This is a genomic window from Acinetobacter sp. YH16032 (genome assembly GCF_013417345.1).
In the GTDB taxonomy this organism is placed as follows: domain Bacteria; phylum Pseudomonadota; class Gammaproteobacteria; order Pseudomonadales; family Moraxellaceae; genus Acinetobacter.
Map to the genome: position 1 here is coordinate 36,029 of NZ_VPEE01000018.1, position 20,493 is coordinate 56,521.

Below are 20,493 nucleotides of genomic sequence, written 5' to 3' on the forward strand. Positions count from 1 at the left end.
ACCGCATGCTATGCCTTTTTTTTTTGAAACTCTAGTCAGATTTGTAGACAATTAATACGAATCGCGCAACTCCAAGTAAAAAAATGCTAATCTAAATACAAGTTGGTTCTATAGTTTCTCAATTAAGACATTATGTTGCATTATCAGATCGAATTTGACGACTTTCGTCAGCATCTCATTCACGTTACTGTTCGTTTCATTGCTCAACCAACTCAAGTATTGAGCTTGCCAACTTGGATTCCTGGAAGTTATCTCATTCGAGAGTTTTCTAAGCATATTGAGTCTGTTCGTGCTTATGATGAAGATGGTCGAATACTCAAGATACGTAAAAATGAAAAAAATAAGTGGCAGTTATTTAATACTGATTTTGAGCTGATTACGGTTGAGTACGACGTCTATGCATACGACCTCTCAGTACGTGGTGCTTATGTTGATGAAACACGCTTATATGTGAATCCTGCTTGTGCGTGTTTAGGTTTAGAAGGACAAGAAGATAAAGCGGTAGAAGTTGAGTTATTTTTGCCAGATGAATTGAAACATTTCCAACTCGCTACAGGATTGGCATCTAAAAGTTTAGTGCGTGGTCGCTATACGCTTAAGGCAAAAAACTACGCTGAATTGATTGATGCACCATTTGAACTTGCAGATCAAACTCGTTTTGCTTTTGAAGCAAATGGTATACCACATGAGTTTGTGGTTTCTGGCAAACATGCGATGAATGTCGAACGTATGAAACAAGATATTGAGAAAATCTGTGCGACAGAAATATCCATGTTTGGTTCGGCACCTTTTGAAAACTACACCTTTATGACCATCGCGACGGGTAACAGTTATGGTGGTTTAGAGCATCCGAACTCAACCAGTTTGATTTCTCCACGTGATGATCTACCTAAGTCCAATGAGCCTGTTGAACCTTCCGCTGATTATCAGCGTTTCTTAGGGTTGTGTAGCCATGAATATTTTCATTCATGGTTGGTGAAATTTATTCGCCCTGAAAATTTTGTGAATTATGATTTAGACAAAGAAGGCTATACCTCTTTGTTATGGATTTTTGAAGGCTTTACGTCCTACTATGATGATTTGATTCTACTGCGTAGTGGTGTGATTTCTCAGGAATCTTATTTGAAGTTGTTAAAGGCGCAGATCGATCGTTATTTGCAAAATCCAGGTCGTTTTGTTCAAACTGTTGCAGAGTCAAGTTTTGATGCATGGGTCAAATTCTATCGTCAAGATGAAAACTCTAACAATGCTGGCACAAGTTACTATAACAAAGGTTGCTTAGTAGCGCTGTGTCTAGATTTAGGTTTACGTTTAAGAGGTTCAAGTCTTGATGCATTGATGCGTAAGCTGTATGAAAATGCGCAAAAGGGTATACAGGTTCATGAACGTACCATCTATGAATTATGCCAAGAATTAACAGGTGATGATTGGTCTGAACAAATTAATCATTTGATTAATACCACGGATGAGTTACCGCTTGATCAATTGTTCCCTGAATTTGGCTTAGACTATGTTTTAAAGCATGATAAATCTTTACCATTTGGTTTAAAACTTGTAGATAAACCTGAAGGTGTATTAATTCAGTCTGCTCGTCGTGATGGCGCTGGTGTTAAAGCTGGGCTTTCTGCTCATGATATTATCATCGCAGTTGATGGTTTAAAGGCGACCACTAAGCAACTCGATAAGTATGCAAAATTGGAAGGTACTTTTAATGTGCATGCTTTCCGTCGTGATGAATTAATGCAATTTGAAGTTCAATCAGGTGGTAGTGAACTCCCTGAAGTAGAACTTAAGGTTTCCGATCAATCTAAAGTTGATAAATGGCTTAAAGCTTAATTTAACTTAGGATTTAAAAAAACCAGTGTTTATGCACTGGTTTTTTTTGAAAAGTTTTATAAAAAATTGAAAATTAAAAACAGATAATATAATAATGATACTTATATATAATTTTATCAAAATCAAAATGTTAAATAATTTTTCTGAAAATAAGAAGCAACTTTACTCTATGGTTGTTTTATGTTTAGTATCATTGTTAGTTTATTTTAAGACAAGTAGTGATCCTATATTTTCATTAATTCAAGGTACTTTTTTAGAAAGCTTTTTTTATCAATTTGCAGAAGGGAATAACATATTAAATGCATTGAGTATTGGTATATTAGTTAGTTCAATTTTTTGGTATTTAAATATTTATTTACCAGAAAATAGAGTTAAAAACTCCAAGTTAAAGAGATTAAATAAAGCTTTGATGTTAATTATTGAAGCAAAAAATGGTAATCCGTACAGTTGGGATAAACATTATATTCATTGCCTACCATTTGAGAAAAAACATTTAATTTTCTTAAAAGAAGTAAAAGATCAATTAGATAATAAAAAAATTTATAATTCATTAGCAGAAAAAGCTTTTTATGAAATTTGTGAATCTTCTTTTGAACTTTTTAATTTTTTGAGCATAACTGCTAACGAAGTATCTCCTAAGCATGGTGAACTCTGGGATTCAATGGCTAGAAACATTGCACAAATTGGTAAATTTTATCCAGAGTTTCATAGAAAAAAATTGACTCAGGTTGGCGCTTAGGAGATAAAAAACTAGATTTCTCAAGTGGTTTATTTGAACTCAATATGACAGAGCTACTAGAAAAGATAGAGAAATGGATTGATTTAGATTGAAGGATGTCTTCTAAAATCAATTACCCCGATAGGTTGAATAACCATATGAACTTAATAACAACGGAATATGGTAATGATTTAGACTACCGTCAATCACAAAAACCACTGGCACTTCAGGGAAGAAAGTACGCTTGTTGTTTGCTTTAAACCAGTCGCCAGTTTTAAAAGTTACTCTGTAAACACCTTTTTGAAGATCTGTTTCGGTTGGATATAGACCCTTGATACGACCATTTTCATCCGTTTTAGCTTCGTTGAGCTTTACCCATTTTTCACCCTGCTGCGCTTCAAGTGTAACTGCAATATTAGAAGACGGAAGACCAGTTTCTTGATTAAGCACATGAACACTTAAAGGATTTGCCAAAGTGAATGTTGAAAATGCAAAACTTGAAAGAGCAAGCGTAAATTTTTTCATAAGTATCAACTCACAGTAAGCAAATAATCGAAAAGTGTACTTAAAATGAGAGATTATTTAAGTTAATTTATGTATAAAAAAAGGATGCAATCGCATCCTTTTTACTTTTTTTACAATAGCTTGAGCTTAGCGTGCGCGTCCACGTGGAGCTTTTGTATTTGGGCGAGTAGTACCATTGGTCTTACGACGTGGTTTCTCATGTTCTTCCATTTGCCAAATACGTTTAGTACCCGATTTTTTCTTAGTACCATCTTTATTGACTTTCTTATTAATCGGCTTGCCACCTGTACCGCCCGGTTTCTTCACATAAGAGCGTGAGCGGTATGGCTCTTCTGCAGGAACATTTTGAAAGTCAGGATAAAGTAATGGTTCAATTTCTCTAGTTTCGCCAGATTCAAGACCCATCTGTACTAAGTCGATTGATCCAATTTTAGTGCGAATAAGACGTAAAGTTGGGAAACCCACTGCTGCAGTCATACGTCGAACTTGGCGGTTACGACCTTCGCAAATCGAAATTTCAACCCAAGAAGTAGGTACAGAAGCACGGAAACGAACAGGAGGATCACGATCCCATAACCACTCAGGCTGTTCAACTTTTACAGCTTTTGCAGGTAGAGTTATACCGTCTTTAAGCTCTACACCTTTACGAAGCTGTTCTAAAGCCTCTTCAGTCACATCACCATCAACTTGAACCAAATAAGTTTTAAATTTCTTATTGGCAGGGTTGGTAATGTACTGATTTAAACCACCATGGTCGGTTAAAAACACTAGACCTTCAGAGTCCATGTCTAAACGTCCAGCAAGACGTAAAGTCGGATCGTCAACGAAATCAGACATTGTCATATGTGCTTCGTCTTTACGAAACTGGGAGAGAACGCCATAAGGTTTATTGAGAATGACGATTTTCATATAAAAACTTCAATAATGTGCAAATAGTGAAAGGTCTGACTTATCAAGAATTTATGAACATCCTGAATTGATCTGAGGATTCGATCAATGAAGTCAAACAAAATAAATAGGGGAATTGGTGACTATTATGCGTGATTCAAAAAAGAAAGTATCGTATTGATCAAAAAAAATATGTAATTCTGACGATTTAATCGGTATAAGCAGGCTTTTATTGGTTTATGACAAGTGCTTTTAATTTAATCAATACAATGCAAACGTCGATCAGACGCTAAAATTTAACTCAATTTAAGATGTTAGGTTGTATATGAAAAAAAGGATTATTGGATCACTCATTGCAATCAGTTGGATGCTTACTGCTTGTCAGCCCCCAACTTCGGGCGAAACAGCAGGAATACAATATCCATATTTGTACTGGACACTTCAACAGCAAGCGTTGACAGTGCCATTAGCGATACCTGTTGAAGGCGTAAAAGAAACTCAATTAGCAGATACTTGGGGCGCGGCACGTTCAAATGGTCGTACACATCAAGGAATTGATATTTTTGCCAAACGAGGTACGCCTGTATTGAGTGCAACTCAAGGTATTGTAAGTCGTATCGGCACAAATAGTTTGGGAGGTAAAGTCGTCTGGGTGGTAGGACCTCAGTTAAGTCGCCATTACTATGCACATTTAGATGAATATGCAGCACACATCCAAGAAGGTGACTGGATTGAAATCGGTGAAGTATTAGGATATGTGGGAAATACTGGCAATGCGATCAATACACCTCCACATTTACATTATGGGATTTATTTAACGAGTGGTGCTACAAATCCATATCCATATTTAAAACTAAAGGAATAAGTCTCGTTAATACAAGTAAACAAATGAGAGAGCCTTGTAAGCCTCGTAACACGTATCAATTTTAATCCTCTGAAATTTATATAGCTTACAGAATGAAAGTTACGATGCAGTATTTTGATACAGCTCTATGGTCGCAGTTTCATGCAAAAGGGTTATGGTTATTTGTACTGGTCTAATTCATTCAAGTGAAAAAGAATTCAAGATCAGTATCAAAATCTGATAATCATGGAGATATGAAATGAGTAATCAATACAATCAAGATCAAAATGAGCAACAGCAACAAAATCACCAGCAACGTCAACAAGGTCAACAGCCACATCAACAGCAGCCCAATCAGCAGCAACAGCAACAAGATCAACAGCAACAGAATCAGCAACAGTCCCGTCAACAATCACAACTGCAATCTGATTTAGATCAACAAAATCGTTAAATCATTAATTTTAAATCGAATGGGAATTTAGGGATGAAGCCCCATTCTTGTCAGTAAACTCAATTATTAACGATTTCAAGTGAATGACACGAGGAAGATAAGGTATGGCGAATAAGTCCAAGTTAAAAATTAAAGATTTAAAAGATCAAATTAAATCGAGACTTAAGAAAATTTCTAAGCATGAATCTAAGTTGAAAGATTTAAAGAAAGCGCTCAAAAAGCGTAAATAGTAAAAGACCCTCATGTGAGGGTTTTTTTATGGAAGATCATTAGAAATATACAGTTCATGAACGAATCTCTGTGAAGCAATAATTTATAGTCAAGAGTGAAATTAATCTATGATTTGAAATAATAAAAGATTATTATTCTCAATTAGAAGTTTGGAAATATTAGGGTGTTTTTTATGAAAATGTATCAAGTTGATGCCTTTACTACAGCTTTGTTTAAGGGGAATCCTGCAGCTGTAGTGGTCAGTGAAGAATGGCTTGATACATCACTCATGCAAAATATTGCATTTGAAAATAATTTGGCTGAAACGGCTTTTGTTAAAATTATTGATGATGAAAATTATGAAATTCGTTGGTTTACACCTAAAGTTGAAGTCGATTTTTGTGGTCATGCCACTTTAGCGAGCAGCTATGTACTATTTAATGAGTTTACTCAAGCGAAACAAATTAAATTTCATGTTAAAGATTTAGGAATTTTTACCATCATGCGACAAGACGATGGAAAAATCTCAATGAATTTCCCAGTTCGAATCCCTCATTTAACTGAAGAGTTTCCTGAATTATTAAAAGAAGTGGTTGATCGTCCAATCAAGGAAATTTATCTAAATCAACAGGCTTATATTTTAGTCTTGGAAAGTGAACAAGATGTGCTTGATGCCAAACCTAATTTTGCCAATATTAATGCGATTGCTGAAGCATATGAGGTTAGTACTTGTATTACAGCATCCGATCATCCCGATATTGCTATAACTGCAGCATCAGAACAATATGATTATGTGGCACGTTATTTTGCACCACATAAAGGCATCAATGAAGATCCTGTAACAGGTTCTATGCATACAGGATTAGCACCCTTGTGGGCTGAGAAATTGAATAAAACAGAACTTATTGCTTTTCAAAGCTCAGAACGAGGTGGCGTGTTGTATTGCCAACTTAAAGAGAATCAAAGAATTGAAATTTCTGGCTATGCCAAACTTTATATGAAAGCTGAAATTTACCTTTAAAGCATAAACCCTATTGATCACACCCTTAGCAGTCGTGTGATCAATTTTTTTATATCAATAATTGGAAGAACAATGCTAACTCGTTTTAAAAAACTTTCACTTACTTTAATGATCGTTGCGGTCAGTTCTAGCGGTTTAGCACAACCTATTTTGGTCAAGACTGAACAAAATATTGAAGAATACAAACTAGAAAATGGTTTGCGGGTAATTTTGGCACCGATACCTAAAGAAAATAAAATTTTTATGAATATGGTGTATTTAACTGGAGCTTTGAATGACCCACAAGGTAAAGGTGGTTTAGCACATTTACTTGAGCATCTCGCGTTCAAAGGCACAGAAAATGTAAAAGGAGATGAGTTTCAACGTCGTCTAGATCAGCATACGCTCATGAGTAATGCGATGACTGACTACTACTCTACCCAGTATATGAGTGTCATCCGTCCAGAAAAAAAAGCCATTGATGAAATGCTGTATCTTGAGGCAGAGCGAATGGATAAGCTCGTACTTCAGGAAAAATTTGTTCCGTCAGAAATCGCAATCGTAAAACGAGAGCGTGAGGTTCGAATGGATCAACCTTTTTCAGTATTGATGGATCAAATTTGGAAATCTGCTTACGGAAATCAGTATCTAGGTCGTCTACCGATTGGTGATTTAACTGAGCTTCAGTCAATCAACATGAAGGAACTGAATCAATTTTACCGACAATGGTATGCACCGAATAATGCAGTTCTAGTGATTGCAGGTAAATTTAATAAAGCGGATATCCTGAAAGCAGTGGATAAAAATTTTAATCAAATTCCTGCGCGTCAAATTCCTGAGTCAACCCAAGTTCCAGTGCTTGATTCGACCAAGATCAAAGATCGTCAATTTATCGTGCAAAAGGGAAGTGATTTAGGTAAATACAATATTTATCTCAATGGTGCCCAGCAAAAAACACAGACCGCACTCGCTTTAGCACCTTATTTATTTACAATGCAACCTAGTGGTCATTTGTACAAAGATATTGTGGAAACAGGTACAGCTACACAGGTTCAATCGACGACATGGTTAACACCTGATTTTAATCTTGTTTTTATGGGGGCAGTGTATGCTCCTAATCATGATGAGAAAAAAGTTGCCCAGTCTCTAGAAAAAGGAATTGAGAAAAAGCATCAATTTAATGAAACAGAATTAAATCGTGTCAAAAACATGATTAAAAATGGTCAAGAGAGCATGATGACCAATGCTTCTTCTGTGGGCGGTTTCATTAGTGATTATGTTGTTTCATCCAATGGGGATTGGGCAAAATATTTTAAAGATCAAGCAGAGATACAAAGTTTAAATGTCGATCAAGTTAATCAGGCAATAAATCAATTCTTGGTTGCTGAGCATCGTATTTCGGGAGACATACAACCTACGCCTGAGGATCAAAAAAAGGCACTCGAGCTAGACGCTCATGAGCAAGAATCAAAAACTTTAGATCAAGTTACAACTCAAGAAGAGCCTTTAAAAGACCCAGCTGTGTATAAAGCTGAAGTGGCTGAGCACCTAAAAAATTCCAAACAGTATGTTGAAAATTTAGAGAAAAAAATCAAGCGTGGTACTTTGAAAAATGGGATGCAGTATGCACTATTCCCAACGTCAACACGCGATGACAAAACTTACGCATCGATATCTTTAAATTTCGGGACAGCACAATCACTCAAGCATCAAGGTGAAGCACTAGGCTTTATGTCTTATTTGCTATTGAGAGCATCTGAGCAGTATAGCCTGCAAGATATTGCAGACAAATCAATCGAGGCGGGTGGTCGAGCATCTGCGTCTGCTGTTGATAATGGTATTGTGATTAACGTATCTGCGAAGAAAGAAAAATTTCCAGAATTCTTCAAGTTTATTGTCGACGTTATGAATAATCCGAAATTTGAGCAAAGTCAGTTTGACCTCATCAAATCGCAAACATTGTCGTCATTAAATCGACCATATACAGAGCCTGAAACTGTTGCAGGACTGACTATCGCTAGAATCGTAGAGCGATATGAACCAGGTGATTTGCGATATCATTTTGAACCTGAGCTAGCAAAGCAGCAAATTGAAACCATCACCAATGATCAAATTAAAGCTTTGTACCAAAAGTATTTTACAACTCAAAATGGTCAAATATCGGTGACTGGTGATTTTGATGACAAAGCCATTCTGAAATATTTGAACTCATCTTTAGGTCAGTCTAAGACAAAAGAACCATACCAACGTTTGCAGGGCAGTCATATAGATTATCCTGCTCAAAAAGTTCATGCGCTGGCTGAACAGCGTCAATTTGGTAATTATCAAGCGGTTATTGCCATTCCAGTTGGTAATAATCATCCTGATGCAGAAGCATTATATGTGTTGAGCCATATTCTAGGCGAGTCACAATTATCATCACGCCTTGCCATGGAGTTACGTGAAAAAAATGCGTTGGTTTACAGCTTTGGAAGTAGTTTGAGTTTGGATAATTTTATCAATGCTGGTGCTCTAGGTGTAAATGCTAATTATGCAGCAGGAAAATCAGCTCAAGTTTCTCAAGGTGTGCATAAAGTATTCACTGACTTATTAAAGAATGGTGTGACGGAGCAAGAGCTTGAAGCGGCTAAAGCCAATATTATGAAACAGCGTGTCACGAATTTAGAGGATGAGCGCCGTATTCATCGTGGATTGAACAGTCAGCTTGAGCAAAATAAAACACAGCTTTCAAGACTAGAGCGAGATCAGGCATTTGCAAAACTGACGAAGCAAGATATAGATGCAGTGATCAAAAAATATATTAAGCCTGAGTTTTTGGTTGAAGTTATGGCAGATCAGTATGGTAAACCACAACCTGACATGATTTCAAAGCCTAAAACTTAGAACCACAATGTACGATTCAAAAAGGCTCATTCGATCGTGAATGAGCTTTTTTTTTTAAAGCTTATAAAATTGCTGCGCATTTTTACAAAATATCTGTTCAACAACATCTGAATTATAGGCAGCGACAATGTCGCTAAAGGCATCAATGATATTTGTGAGTGATGTGCTCACTTTATCCATCGGGAAGTTGGATGCAAACATGACACGATAAGGCCCAAAACATTGTAAAGCATGAATAATCATAGGAGAGACCAATTCAATGATTTGTTGTTTAGATGCTAGTGTTCGTCGTGTATGAAATTGATGACCTAAAACAGGCATGAAGAGTCCAGACATTTTTGTATATACATTCGGACATTGAGCTAATTCTGCAAGATCTTCTTTCCAGTGGAAATAGATATTGTCTCGCGCAGTTTGGGTGATTCCTGTGTGTTTACCTACTGGGCCGAATAAACCTGCTGGTGTGCCCAAATGGTCTAAGACAATCGAAGTCTCAGGAAAACGTTTTGCCAAAGCAATAACATCTTTAAGCTGGCTAGAATAAACCCAAGCATCAAAGCTTAAATTGTACTGGGCTAAGGCTTCAAAACCTTTTAAAAATTTTCGATCAGTGTAGAGGTGGGGATCATCGTTCCATGCATGAATTCCAGCATCTTCATGATGTGCAGCCATTTTTCGAATACCACGAAAATGCGGAGATGCCTTTTTATGCATTTTAAGAATTTTTTTGAAATTACTTTCACGAGGATCAGCTGTTGCAACGATTCCAGCCAATTTGATGTTTTCTTGAGAAAAAGGAAGCTGCTGAATAAATTGCGTTTCTTCTACAACGCCAGTCCCTTTTTGATGATGCCAGCTGGCTTCGACATGTACAACACGGCTCACAGTATAGTGTCCAATGTCTTTGTGGTAATCCGCTGGTAAATAGGGTGCTGTGATGTAATCTGTAAGTCCTACTGTATCAATTAAATCTTTAGGTTTTACGAGACGAACGACTTTATCCAATATTTTTGGATGTTTTCCAAAAAGCTTAACAGCTAAAGCGGCAGCATGCGGCGTGTGATAAGGATCCCATTGATGGATATGAGCATCGACGATGGGAAAGTTGAGTTGATTCATCGCTATCCTTAGTTGAGTCATCAATAAGAATAACATACGAGAAATTGATCAATTTTTGAATTGCATTTTCGTTTGAATATTAGAGTTTAAGCATTAAAAAAGCCCCCTAAAGGAGGCCCAATGCACACAATGCAAATCTATTTAATGTTCGTGGTCATGTTTATTTGCATGAAACTCTTCATTACGACGGAAGCGAAGGTAGTTCTCAAACTGTTCGCAGTATTCGTCATAATTATCTTCAAGCATCATATGAAACTGTTGCATGATATAAGACATCACTTGTTCTTTAGCATCACGCATTTCATTGCCATCTTTAAAGTTATTGGCAGCAACCCATGTATTAAAACGAGCAGTACCAAATAGCATCGCAGCACTGACTTGACCACGAGCATCGGCTGGTTTAACAGTAGAACCTTTTTCAACACGGCAAAATTCATTGGCTTGCTTAATAAATTCATCAGCACGTTCGAAGAAAATCGCATTCAATGCTTCTTCTTCAGTGACATCAGTCGCTTGAATCTTTTGAACCATGAATTGTTCCTAATAAATAACTTAATTCAAGCACTATTATAGGCAAAGGCTTGCATAAACTAAACCTTTCACTTAATCTAAAAATAGCCTAAGTAATTTTTTTATGAGCTTTTCTATGCAAGATGCTATCGCAGTTCAAAGTTTAAAAAGTGATATTGCGTTACTGAGACAGAATATTTGGCCACCTGTTGATCTTGCGAATGTCGAAGGTCTTCCCATTTATTATGGAAGCAAAGAGCAAGTAGCTGCATATTACCAGCAGTGGACAGGTCTAATCGAAAGGGCACAAGATTTATTTCAACCTTTTATGGAAGATGAGGTTTTAGATGCCATTCATTTACCGAGTCATCTAAATTTACCGCTGTTTTATTTTCATGTAGACCGAATTCGCATTAACAAAACACGTGCAAAGGAATCAAAGACTTTTCGTGGTATTGCTAGTGTAGTAGAGAAGTGTGGACAGTTTGAGCCTGAACAAGTTTTGGCAATGAGTCGTTGGTTGGATCATGATGACACTGCTGCATTAGTTGCGCATCGCGAATTTATAGATTTAAGAACTTATGTATTTCAGCATGGGCAAAGTGAATATACGAGAACACGTTTTTATGTAAATGGTATTGTCTTAAGTGTTGAGCCTCATTTCGAGTTGGTTGATGCTCGCGATAAACCACGTAAGCAACGAAATGACTCATATAGCGATCCATTGGCGGATAACAACACGTGGCGTATTTATGGTAAATATCGTTAGTTGAGCTGATTGAACTTAGTTTTTAGGCATTAGAATCAATGATTAGCTACTTTATAAGTACAAAGCTTCTACGATCAATATCCAAACTTATTGATTAGTATTGTTTAAAATAGTCATCACAAAAAATAACTAATTTAAAGAATGATGACTGAAAAGATTAAACAATTTAAAAAGGCGTGGATGTTATTCCGTCAACATGATGAAAATGGATTAAGTGTATTCTTCGTTTTAGCCATACTTCAAATTTTAATTATTGGTACGAGTGTTGGTTTACCGTATTTGTTTAAGCTGCTGATTGACCAGACCAGTGAGCCTGATCATTACTATTCGATTCAAGACTTTTTTCAAATTCATCTACTCTATTTATTCGCCGTTGCTTATGCACTCGCTTGGTTTTTCAATGAGGGGATGAAGAATGTAAATAATTTTGCCATGTCTATGATGATCAGAAATGTTGATGCATCCATGCTTAAAGCTGGTGTATTTAATTTTCTAGATTTGAAATTAAAAGATCAACGTCAACAAGATATCGGTGTATTTAATGCAAATTTAATTCGTGGCAGCGAAGCACTTGGTACAATTATTTTTACTATATTTTTTGTTATTGTTCCTACGGTATTTAAAATCTTAGGTATGGTGTATGTGCTCGGAAATACGATCAACCTAGAATTTGGTGTGTATTTTTTCGTATTCTCAGCTTGTACAGTTGCTTTATCGCTCATCATTACCTTTAAGACACAAGATATCTTTACGATTATGTATGGTGCTCGAAATCAACTGAATCAATTTGTGATTGAAAAACTCCAACAAAGTTATGATATCAAACTCAGTCATTCGAAATATTACGAATTTGAAGAGTTTAGCCGCAGAATCGATGACTATAAAATAAAGACTCAGGATACCTATAAAAAACTTCAGTATCTCATGATATATCAACTGTTATTTGTGTCATTTTTTCTTTTGGTATTCATGGTTTTATCAGTCTATATGTTTGAATATCAAAGTTTTAGTTCAGGTGATTTTGTTTTAGTCAGTACCTATATTATAGGTTTAACCATTCCTTTAATGATGATGTCTCAAAATATCATTCATTTGAAAGGTCATATTGTGGCTATTGATCAGTACCTAGAATATTTTGAATTGGAACATGAGTCATTCAGTACGAATGATCTAACAGCTGAGGAACAGAAAGAAAGTGCGGTGGCGTATTCGTTTCAAAATGTGACATTTGATCTAGGTCAGCAGACGATTGAAAATTTTAATTTAGACATCGTGTGTGGAAAAATATATTTAATTCAAGGTCGAACAGGTATTGGAAAATCAAGTTTCCTCAATTATTTGGTGGGAATAGAAAAGATCAAATCTGGACGACTATTCTTTAGAAATTTAGAGATCACTTCAGTATTTTCAGAAAAGATATTTGATCAGATCGCTGTGGTCAGCCAAACTCCGATCGTTTATTCAACCTCATTAAGACAAAATTTGATTCAAAATACTGAGATCAAATATTCTGATGAGGAGCTTAAACATTGGCTAAAAGAGTTCGATTTACTCCATTTGCTGGAAAAAAAATCAAATTGAGTTAGACGATGATATACAAGAAATTTATAAAAACTTCTCTGGTGGTGAAAAACAACGATTAAACATCATTCGTGCATTATTAAAAAAACCAGAGCTTCTGATCTTAGATGAACCTACAGCAGCCTTAGATGAGAAAACAAGTTCGAAAATTTTAAAAATTATTCAAGAGCGAGTTGAAACGGTCATTATGATTTCTCATGAACGTATGGCGACAGAAATCGCAGATGAAATTATTGATTTCAACATCATTCTAAATTCTATCGATGAGGATTAAATGATGATTGTTGTGGCATGAATATCAATCAAAAAAAGCGTTTTTTAAAATATGTATTTATTTGATTAAATTTAGTCTTGAGCAACGATTCATGTACTTGATGATAGATTTTGATGTCAGTTAAATATTTTTTAGCATGAGCTGAATGATTTTTATGCTATGAAATATTTATGATAATACAAAATCTACAGCTGCTTGCGCATGAATAGAAGTTGTATCAAATAGAGGGACTGAGAATTTTAGATCTCCTATAAGCATACAAATCTCAGTGCATCCTAAAATAATTCCTTCAGCGCCAGAAGATATTAATTCTTCGACAATATGAATATATTTCTTTTGCGAAGCTTCGCTAATTATGCCTAAACATAATTCGTTGTAAATAATATCATGAACAATTTTTCTACTCGCTTTATTAGGTGTTATTACTTTAAGTCCTTTTTCCTCCAATCTGCTTTTATAAAAATCTTGTTCCATCGTAAATGCAGTACCAAGCAGCCCAATTTTTGTAATTTTCTGGCTCATGATTTCCATGGCTGTCGCATCTGCTATATGAATAAATGGTACGTTGGTTGATTCCTCAATATAAGTTGCTACTTTGTGCATTGTATTTGTACAAAGTACTATGCCATCTGCACCTGCTTTTTCTAATTGTATGGCTTGATCTCTTAAATAGATTCCTGCATCTTCCCATAATCCTTTGCGTTGTAACTCCTCAATTTCAGCGAAATCAACGCTAATAAGAATAACCTTAGCAGAGTGTAACTTGCCAAGTTTCGTTTGAACCATCTTATTGATTTGTTGATAGTACAAATCAGTCGACTCCCAACTCATCCCACCTAATAAACCAATTGTCTTCAAGTTCGCACCTTTAAAAATTAAATATTTAATTTATCAATATAATGAAAATTATCGAGTATGAAATTGCTACTTTTTAAAATAATGACTTAATCAAAGTGAGAAAAGTTCAGCTTTTGATGTGTATTTTTAGGGATGAATGTATATAAGTTTAGCAGCAGAATTTACCAATCTTATGGTTGAGTAAGCTTCTCATCGGAAGAATTCACATTAACCCCGAACTTAGATGCCATAAATAGAGGAAAATTATTGTATTGCTGAACAATCCATGTATAGAGCATTCTAGTTCAAAATCTTGTAGGATATCAATCAAAAGGCTCATTCACGAGCCTTTTGATGAGTGATTTGAAAGATTAAAAAGTCTATTGTTCATAAGATTTTTAAAATTAAATCAACGTGTCTACAACACCTTTTAATACACCTAATCCTAGTGAATCAATTGTTCCATTAAGTGTTTCATTTACGCCAGTGCCAATTTTCACTAAAGGATCTTTTAATCCTACAAGAGAACCGACAGTACCAAGCAAATTAGTCACTAAACCTGCACCAGATACTGCTTCAATTTCATCTAATGTAAGTTCTTTTAAAGTTGTTGGATTTGAATTATTCATTGTATTCACCATTCATGTTTGATTTTATTTTCAAGTAAATCGAATAACTAGCGTTAAACGATAGACTCATCATAATGAATGCATTTTGTATGCCAACTAATAAATAATGATAAATATATAATTTAGGTATAATTAATAATATGGAGGAGTGATTAACGGATTTTTCATGAAAAAATTCATCATTTTTGTGCAAATGTCACCGAATTGGTGCATTGATCGATTTGAATGATGGTTGAGAATTTAGCGCGTTAATTTCTTGAATTGATTTCACTCAACGAAATGAGTTTATATTTCATAGAATTATTTAAGAATTGAGCGTAAAAAATTACACTCAACTCAACTCAACTCAACTCAACTCAACTCAACTCAACTCAACTCAACTCAACTCAACTCAACTCAACTCAACTCAACTCAACTCAATTAATTGATGTACATTGCTGAGCTTTAGGATTATTCAATCCTCGACTATGTGTAAATACAGCAATTACAGCTAAAGAGATAAAAATCAATACACTGTAAATTAAGGTACTGGTATTGAAGTGATCTACCATAAAACCACCAAATAAAGCGCCTGCTGCAATCATGATTTGGAACATACTGACAAAAAGAGGCATCCCTTTTTCAACCGCATGTGGCGCATGTAAAAACATCCAGATATTGGCTGTCGTAGGAAAGGCACCAAAAGCAAAACCCCATAATGCTGTAAGAATATATGCACCAGTTAAGAATTTGGCATAAACAGGGAATGTAAGGAATACGATTGCTAAACACAATGCAACAGCAAAAAGCGTATAGCGGACATTGATATTGCTGCTATAACCGGAGAATGCATTGCCTACGAAGCCTGCTGCTCCATAAATAAGAAGTAAAGAACTGATGGTTGAACCATCAAATCCTGCTTCATTTTTATAGAAAGGCGCCAAGTAACTGTATGTTGAAAAATGCGCTAATCCGATAAATAAAACAATGATTAACCCTTTACGAGCTTTTGGATCTCGAAACAATGCGGGTAGATCACTATATTGAATAGCTGAAGTCGGCGGTAATTTCGGTAGGAATTTAATTTCAAAAAACAGAATAATGGCACCAATCACCGAGGTGATCATAAAGGCATTACGCCAACCGTAAATTTCACTTAGCCATGTTCCAACCGGAACACCCAGCACAGTTGCCAGAGTCACGCCAGCCATGACGATAGCTGTTGCTTTGGCGATGGGTAGGTGAGGAGGTGCAACACGACCACTTAAGGCGATTGCAGTTGCCCAGAATCCGCCTATCGCGATACCCAAGAAAAAGCGACTCAATAGAATCCAAGTGAAACTTTCTGAATAGCTCGTAATGAAATTTGCAATGACCATGACCGCTGTGAGTGCGATTAATAAATAGCGTCGATCAAGTTGCTTCACCCAGACCGAGATAAGCGGTGCTGCGAAAGCACCCATCACGCCTGGAAGGGTAATGAACAGGCCAGCAGTACCGACTGAAATGTTGAGATCTAATGCGATTGCATTGAGCACACCAATAGGGAGAAACTCACTGGTCACTAATATAAAAGCGGTGATAGAAAGTGTAATAACAGCAAACCAATTTCCTTGATTTTTTGTAGGAGATGGAGAATTAACAGCGGTTTCAGTCAGATGAGATTCAGAATTCATTGACCAACGCTCCTTGAAAATAATTTCATAATGATTGTTATAAAAATAAAATATTTGAATTTAAGATCTGGGTCAATTAATTTATTAATGATCATTATAAAATTAATTGGGTTGAATATGCAGGAAAGTTCAAAGCCAATAAATCAAATGGATAGTGCCAAATCAATATCTAAGGGGCGTGGACGTCCTAAGTGTTTTAATGAAGAACAAGCACTTGAAAAAGCCATGACACTATTTTGGAAATACGGTTATGAAGCCACGTCAATGAGTGATTTAACATTCGCCATGGGAATCACTGCACCTAGTCTTTATAGTACGTATGGTGATAAATCTGAGCTCTTTAATCGTTGCATTGACTATTATCTCAAGCATGAATCATGCTCGATGGAAATGATTTTTAAACAGGCACATTCCATAAAATTAGCAATGGAACTCTATTTGATTGAAAATCTAAAACGACTGGTGCAGAAAGACAAACCGAAAGGATGTATGTTGGTCGTGTCGACAATGAACTGTTCGATTCAAAATCAACAAATACAACAATCAATTTCGGAAAAAAGACAGCTATCTAAATCGAATTTAATTGAAAAATTATTAGCTGCCCAAGCCTCAGGTGAAATTAGTGCACAAACTAATATTCAGGCAATGACAGATTATTATATGACGATTTTACAAGGGCTAAGCTTGCAAGCACGTGATGGAGCAACTTTTGAACAATTGGAAAGTGTTGTACACATGGCGATGCAAACTTGGGATTGTTTTTAAGTCAGAACTTCTCATTGACGAAAAGTTCTGACTTGAATTTTATGACTTGATAAATTTTCGACTGACTAGGAATTGTTCAGTCGCTTCCAAAAGTTTTTCAGCGTAAATTTCTTGCTTTGCCGTCAACCAACCTAAGGCGAACCAGTCACTGGCTTCTAATTCTGTTTGCTGTAAGTAGGATGATGAGGAAGATAATACTTGATATTGTTCAGCTGCATAATGTGCATCATTAAGCGCCTTGCCGTATTTTTGTAAATTTTTCACATCAAAAATTTGTGTTAAGACTGGGAAACTGAATCTTAATTCACTTAAATGTATTGCCAATTGGTCAAGACTTTCAAAGTTAGAGGGATCAGCTTCATTTAGACATTCCTGTAAAACTTTATACTGTTGTTGAAGCGTATTTTGAGCATAGGTTTTGAGGTCTTGGGGTTGCACCTTCTTAGAATTGCCTAAACTAAAACTCAAAAGTTCAAGATAGTGTTGAACGTTTTGGGTAGATTTGACTAAGTTGTTTAATTTTTCTCGGGCGTAGAGCACATCTTTGCTGAGCATTTCAGCAGTTTTAGGGTTTTGCAGAATAGCACCTAAGGTGTGTTGCATATGCTCATAATGTTTTAGGTTTTCAAAATGACTTTTAAATGCAGATAACTGATGTGCCCATTTATCTGTGCTCTTTGATGTCCAGTCTTTAAAAATAGATAGACTTAAAAACAAATAGTTCAAAGCAATATGTGCTTGTTCGATGTGTTCATGTTCAGCCACTTCCGCAGAAATCGCAGCAATATTCGGCAGCAAATGTTGCATATGATGACCGATCATCATTCGAATCGTTTTTTCTGCGCTTTCTTTTTTTGCAACGATCCATTCTTTTTCAGTTCGCGCTGGGCTTACAACTAAATTTGAAACCAATAAATTTCCAAACTCAGCTTTACTTCGAACATCTAGCCAAAGTTGATATTTTTTGACCCACTCAAAACTAAACGCTAGTAATGATTCAACTTTTCCTTGTTTGAGTTCAAACTCTACTTCATGAATCTCATGTTCTCGATCACCTGATCGTACAACGCCAATATCTAGACACACTTCAATTTCAGCATCTTCAAAGCTAATCACTCGAACTGTACGTTGAATGTCTGTTTCAAACTGCAAGACTAATTGGTCAAAATCACCTTTCAATGCGTCATTTAAGACCTCATAAGCTTCGGAATTATCTGAATAAATAGATAAATCTAAATTCGGTGCAGCCTCAAGATTACCTAAATCATGATTATGTTCGAAACGGTGTAAATGGCTTTTACTTTTCGTCGCTTTTAAGGTTTGAACCCAATTGGTATTTTCAAGACGTTGTCGAATGGCTATCCCATGCTGAGAGAGTAGGCGATCAGGAGTGTCATAGTACTTTGCTTGCATTTGAATGAGTTCAGACTTTTTTGGATCGATTGCTTTTAAAATCGCATTCCGTCGAGCTTCTGGGATCTGAAACTTTAATTCAATTTCAAGCATGTGATTTTCCTAATTGATCAATCATTTTCATAGAAGTAAGACATTTGATTGCCTTTTAATTTAAGGGAATTGTAACTGATTCAGTTAGAACCACAATCTTGACAATTCACTTACATTTACTTGAATGAATGATTAATCACAATATTTGTAAGATAAGCTTTTCAAGTGCAATTTTTTGAATTAAGGTGGTCTAAAAAAGGACAGGAATACAACAATGAATGCTTATGTAGAGCCGTCTTCATCGCAAGAAGAAGCTAAATTTCAATTACCCATCAAGAATTACTCAGAATTTTATCGTTTTTATTTGACTGAACACCGCAGCATTATGAGTCGTCGTTTACATGCAGCAGGTAGCTCAATCGGTATTTATTTTTTTACTCAAGCGATTCGTCAGCGTAAAGCTAAATATCTAGTCTACGGATTAGTTTCAGGCTACGCATGCGCGTGGGTGGGGCATTTTGTTTTTGAAAAAAATAAGCCAGCAAGCTTTAAACAACCGTTGTATAGCTTTATTTCAGACTGGAGAATGTTATCGGATATTTTGCGCGGAAACTTGAGTTTGAAAGATCGTAAATTTGATAAAATTGATAGCTAAATTTATATATTGTTAAAAACGCTCAGCAGATTCTGGGCTTTTTTTGTCATGAAATGTTTTAAGAAAGCTACACAAAAATATGATTATATGATAGCTGGAAAGGCTTAAGATCCAATGAATAAATCCAAATTATAAATATTGGGATTAAATAAAAAAAATTAACGTATTCAGTTAGATGAGTTAACGGTATTATTCTGTTAAACCGCATATAATACATATTATGTTAATTTAAATAATACTGAAAAAAAAGAAGATGAACTATATATAGAACTTTTATTATGAGAGTGAGTATTTTTAATGCGAAACATACTTCTGTTTGATTTGGATCAAACTATTTTGAATAGGAATGAGTCACTTATTCGTTTTATAAGTTGGCAAGTAAATTTTTTCCAATTAGTACCACAAGAACTAAAAGATGCATTTATAAAAAAATTTATTGAATTGGATGATAATGGAAATGTTTGGAAAGATATCGTTTACAGTCAATTAATCAAAGATTTTAATATAAAAAAATTTACTGTTGATGAATTACTTAATTCTTACATTACTGATTTCAATAAATTTTCAATTGGTTTTGATGACGTCCAAAAAGTCATTTCAGATCTTTATCAAAAGGGATATAAGATTGGGTTAGTCTCCAATGGAAAAAGCCCATTTCAGGAACATAATTTTTATGCTTTAGGTCTTACCGAATATTTCTCGACTATCATAGTTTCAGAAGCGATTGGCTTGAGAAAGCCCGATAAAAAAATATTTGCTTACGCTTGTAACCGGCTTTGTTGCACAAACCTAGCATCAAAAGCTTATTCAGCAATATAATTTCAAAATGAATAAGCCTGCCTCTAAAATCTACCGTACAACCAATTGGTCATCCTATAACCGCGCCTTAATTAACCGA

20 protein-coding genes and 1 pseudogene are annotated in these 20,493 nt (G+C 35.5%); 13 read left to right on the forward strand and 8 right to left on the reverse strand.

Annotated features, from left to right (window positions below; all coding sequences use genetic code 11):
* The first annotated feature begins 132 nt into the window (after window positions 1-132).
* Both FTV32_RS10380 and FTV32_RS10385 read left to right on the forward strand, forming a co-directional pair.
* The gene (locus FTV32_RS10380; protein ID WP_180028579.1) at window positions 133-1,836 is read left to right on the forward strand and encodes a M61 family metallopeptidase; all 1,704 of its coding nucleotides are present in this window, start codon (window positions 133-135) and stop codon (window positions 1,834-1,836) included.
* A gap of 127 nt (window positions 1,837-1,963) precedes the next feature.
* Entirely contained in the window at window positions 1,964-2,575 is a 612-nt protein-coding gene (locus tag FTV32_RS10385) for a hypothetical protein (protein WP_180028580.1), read from the forward strand.
* Between the two features lie 108 nt (window positions 2,576-2,683).
* On the opposite strand, the gene uraH is transcribed toward FTV32_RS10385, so the two are convergent.
* Together uraH and FTV32_RS10395 are read right to left on the reverse strand one after the other, a co-directional pair.
* Window positions 2,684-3,079, reverse strand: coding sequence for a hydroxyisourate hydrolase (gene uraH, locus FTV32_RS10390; protein ID WP_180028581.1), 396 nt, complete (start codon window positions 3,077-3,079; stop codon window positions 2,684-2,686).
* 126 nt (window positions 3,080-3,205) lie between these two features.
* Window positions 3,206-3,988, reverse strand: coding sequence for an rRNA large subunit pseudouridine synthase E (locus FTV32_RS10395; RefSeq protein ID WP_180028582.1), 783 nt, complete (start codon window positions 3,986-3,988; stop codon window positions 3,206-3,208).
* Window positions 3,989-4,292: 304 nt separating this feature from the next.
* Here FTV32_RS10395 and FTV32_RS10400 point away from each other — a divergent pair, with 304 nt between their 5' ends.
* The 5 genes from FTV32_RS10400 to FTV32_RS10415 all read left to right on the forward strand — a co-directional run bounded on the left by FTV32_RS10400 (window position 4,293) and on the right by FTV32_RS10415 (window position 9,355).
* Entirely contained in the window at window positions 4,293-4,832 is a 540-nt protein-coding gene (locus FTV32_RS10400; protein WP_180028583.1) for a M23 family metallopeptidase, read from the forward strand.
* Between the two features lie 238 nt (window positions 4,833-5,070).
* Window positions 5,071-5,262: a hypothetical protein gene (locus FTV32_RS10405; protein WP_180028584.1), complete on the forward strand. Its 192-nt coding sequence runs from the start codon at window positions 5,071-5,073 to the stop codon at window positions 5,260-5,262.
* 104 nt (window positions 5,263-5,366) lie between these two features.
* Complete coding sequence (locus tag FTV32_RS17505) at window positions 5,367-5,492, forward strand: hypothetical protein (RefSeq protein ID WP_257219857.1); 126 nt, start codon at window positions 5,367-5,369, stop codon at window positions 5,490-5,492.
* 173 nt (window positions 5,493-5,665) lie between these two features.
* Window positions 5,666-6,493, forward strand: a complete 828-nt coding sequence (locus tag FTV32_RS10410; RefSeq protein WP_180028585.1) for a PhzF family phenazine biosynthesis protein — start codon at window positions 5,666-5,668, stop codon at window positions 6,491-6,493.
* 72 nt (window positions 6,494-6,565) lie between these two features.
* Window positions 6,566-9,355 carry a pitrilysin family protein gene (locus FTV32_RS10415; RefSeq protein ID WP_180028586.1) on the forward strand — a complete coding sequence of 930 codons (2,790 nt, stop codon included), beginning with the start codon at window positions 6,566-6,568 and terminating at the stop codon, window positions 9,353-9,355.
* A 54-nt stretch (window positions 9,356-9,409) separates the two neighbouring features.
* On the opposite strand, the gene FTV32_RS10420 is transcribed toward FTV32_RS10415, so the two are convergent.
* The gene (locus tag FTV32_RS10420) at window positions 9,410-10,474 is read right to left on the reverse strand and encodes an amidohydrolase (protein WP_180028587.1); all 1,065 of its coding nucleotides are present in this window, start codon (window positions 10,472-10,474) and stop codon (window positions 9,410-9,412) included.
* Window positions 10,475-10,615: 141 nt separating this feature from the next.
* A complete protein-coding gene (locus tag FTV32_RS10425; RefSeq protein ID WP_092767127.1) occupies window positions 10,616-11,005 on the reverse strand; it encodes a DUF3144 domain-containing protein in 390 nt (129 codons plus the stop codon).
* Between the two features lie 115 nt (window positions 11,006-11,120).
* On the opposite strand from FTV32_RS10425, the gene FTV32_RS10430 reads away from it, so the two are divergent.
* From FTV32_RS10430 to FTV32_RS17770, 3 genes are all read left to right on the forward strand, one after another.
* The gene (locus FTV32_RS10430; protein WP_180028588.1) at window positions 11,121-11,753 is read left to right on the forward strand and encodes a hypothetical protein; all 633 of its coding nucleotides are present in this window, start codon (window positions 11,121-11,123) and stop codon (window positions 11,751-11,753) included.
* Between the two features lie 144 nt (window positions 11,754-11,897).
* A complete protein-coding gene (locus tag FTV32_RS10435) occupies window positions 11,898-13,334 on the forward strand; it encodes an ATP-binding cassette domain-containing protein (RefSeq protein ID WP_180028589.1) in 1,437 nt (478 codons plus the stop codon).
* Window positions 13,335-13,347: 13 nt separating this feature from the next.
* On the forward strand, window positions 13,348-13,608 hold the full coding sequence (locus FTV32_RS17770; RefSeq protein ID WP_373683346.1) for an ATP-binding cassette domain-containing protein: 261 nt from the start codon (window positions 13,348-13,350) through the stop codon (window positions 13,606-13,608).
* A gap of 168 nt (window positions 13,609-13,776) precedes the next feature.
* Here FTV32_RS17770 and FTV32_RS10445 read toward each other — a convergent pair whose 3' ends face one another.
* The 3 genes from FTV32_RS10445 to FTV32_RS10455 form a co-directional block, all read right to left on the reverse strand.
* Window positions 13,777-14,466 carry an aspartate/glutamate racemase family protein gene (locus FTV32_RS10445; RefSeq protein ID WP_180028590.1) on the reverse strand — a complete coding sequence of 230 codons (690 nt, stop codon included), beginning with the start codon at window positions 14,464-14,466 and terminating at the stop codon, window positions 13,777-13,779.
* Window positions 14,467-14,849: 383 nt separating this feature from the next.
* Window positions 14,850-15,074: a hypothetical protein gene (locus FTV32_RS10450; protein WP_180028591.1), complete on the reverse strand. Its 225-nt coding sequence runs from the start codon at window positions 15,072-15,074 to the stop codon at window positions 14,850-14,852.
* Window positions 15,075-15,490: 416 nt separating this feature from the next.
* Window positions 15,491-16,729: an MFS transporter gene (locus FTV32_RS10455; protein WP_180028592.1), complete on the reverse strand. Its 1,239-nt coding sequence runs from the start codon at window positions 16,727-16,729 to the stop codon at window positions 15,491-15,493.
* Between the two features lie 117 nt (window positions 16,730-16,846).
* Here FTV32_RS10455 and FTV32_RS10460 point away from each other — a divergent pair, with 117 nt between their 5' ends.
* A complete protein-coding gene (locus tag FTV32_RS10460; protein WP_180028593.1) occupies window positions 16,847-17,494 on the forward strand; it encodes a TetR/AcrR family transcriptional regulator in 648 nt (215 codons plus the stop codon).
* 39 nt (window positions 17,495-17,533) lie between these two features.
* Here FTV32_RS10460 and FTV32_RS10465 read toward each other — a convergent pair whose 3' ends face one another.
* Window positions 17,534-19,000, reverse strand: coding sequence for a CYTH domain-containing protein (locus FTV32_RS10465; RefSeq protein WP_180028594.1), 1,467 nt, complete (start codon window positions 18,998-19,000; stop codon window positions 17,534-17,536).
* A gap of 214 nt (window positions 19,001-19,214) precedes the next feature.
* Here FTV32_RS10465 and FTV32_RS10470 point away from each other — a divergent pair, with 214 nt between their 5' ends.
* Entirely contained in the window at window positions 19,215-19,595 is a 381-nt protein-coding gene (locus FTV32_RS10470) for a DUF962 domain-containing protein (RefSeq protein ID WP_180028595.1), read from the forward strand.
* Window positions 19,596-19,892: 297 nt separating this feature from the next.
* Window positions 19,893-20,378: pseudogene (locus tag FTV32_RS10475) on the forward strand (HAD family hydrolase); the annotation flags it as partial.
* Between the last annotated feature and the right edge of the window lie 115 nt (window positions 20,379-20,493).

Bases quoted from the DNA above. Each gene is read 5' to 3' on its own strand.
- FTV32_RS10380 (WP_180028579.1), top strand. From the start codon at position 133: ATGTTGCATTATCAGATCGAATTTGACGACTTTCGTCAGCATCTCATT.
- FTV32_RS10385 (WP_180028580.1), top strand. From the start codon at position 1,964: ATGTTAAATAATTTTTCTGAAAATAAGAAGCAACTTTACTCTATGGTT.
- uraH (WP_180028581.1), bottom strand. From the start codon at position 3,079: ATGAAAAAATTTACGCTTGCTCTTTCAAGTTTTGCATTTTCAACATTC.
- FTV32_RS10395 (WP_180028582.1), bottom strand. From the start codon at position 3,988: ATGAAAATCGTCATTCTCAATAAACCTTATGGCGTTCTCTCCCAGTTT.
- FTV32_RS10400 (WP_180028583.1), top strand. From the start codon at position 4,293: ATGAAAAAAAGGATTATTGGATCACTCATTGCAATCAGTTGGATGCTT.
- FTV32_RS10405 (WP_180028584.1), top strand. From the start codon at position 5,071: ATGAGTAATCAATACAATCAAGATCAAAATGAGCAACAGCAACAAAAT.
- FTV32_RS17505 (WP_257219857.1), top strand. From the start codon at position 5,367: ATGGCGAATAAGTCCAAGTTAAAAATTAAAGATTTAAAAGATCAAATT.
- FTV32_RS10410 (WP_180028585.1), top strand. From the start codon at position 5,666: ATGAAAATGTATCAAGTTGATGCCTTTACTACAGCTTTGTTTAAGGGG.
- FTV32_RS10415 (WP_180028586.1), top strand. From the start codon at position 6,566: ATGCTAACTCGTTTTAAAAAACTTTCACTTACTTTAATGATCGTTGCG.
- FTV32_RS10420 (WP_180028587.1), bottom strand. From the start codon at position 10,474: ATGAATCAACTCAACTTTCCCATCGTCGATGCTCATATCCATCAATGG.
- FTV32_RS10425 (WP_092767127.1), bottom strand. From the start codon at position 11,005: ATGGTTCAAAAGATTCAAGCGACTGATGTCACTGAAGAAGAAGCATTG.
- FTV32_RS10430 (WP_180028588.1), top strand. From the start codon at position 11,121: ATGCAAGATGCTATCGCAGTTCAAAGTTTAAAAAGTGATATTGCGTTA.
- FTV32_RS10435 (WP_180028589.1), top strand. From the start codon at position 11,898: ATGACTGAAAAGATTAAACAATTTAAAAAGGCGTGGATGTTATTCCGT.
- FTV32_RS10450 (WP_180028591.1), bottom strand. From the start codon at position 15,074: ATGAATAATTCAAATCCAACAACTTTAAAAGAACTTACATTAGATGAA.
- FTV32_RS10455 (WP_180028592.1), bottom strand. From the start codon at position 16,729: ATGAATTCTGAATCTCATCTGACTGAAACCGCTGTTAATTCTCCATCT.
- FTV32_RS10460 (WP_180028593.1), top strand. From the start codon at position 16,847: ATGCAGGAAAGTTCAAAGCCAATAAATCAAATGGATAGTGCCAAATCA.
- FTV32_RS10465 (WP_180028594.1), bottom strand. From the start codon at position 19,000: ATGCTTGAAATTGAATTAAAGTTTCAGATCCCAGAAGCTCGACGGAAT.
- FTV32_RS10470 (WP_180028595.1), top strand. From the start codon at position 19,215: ATGAATGCTTATGTAGAGCCGTCTTCATCGCAAGAAGAAGCTAAATTT.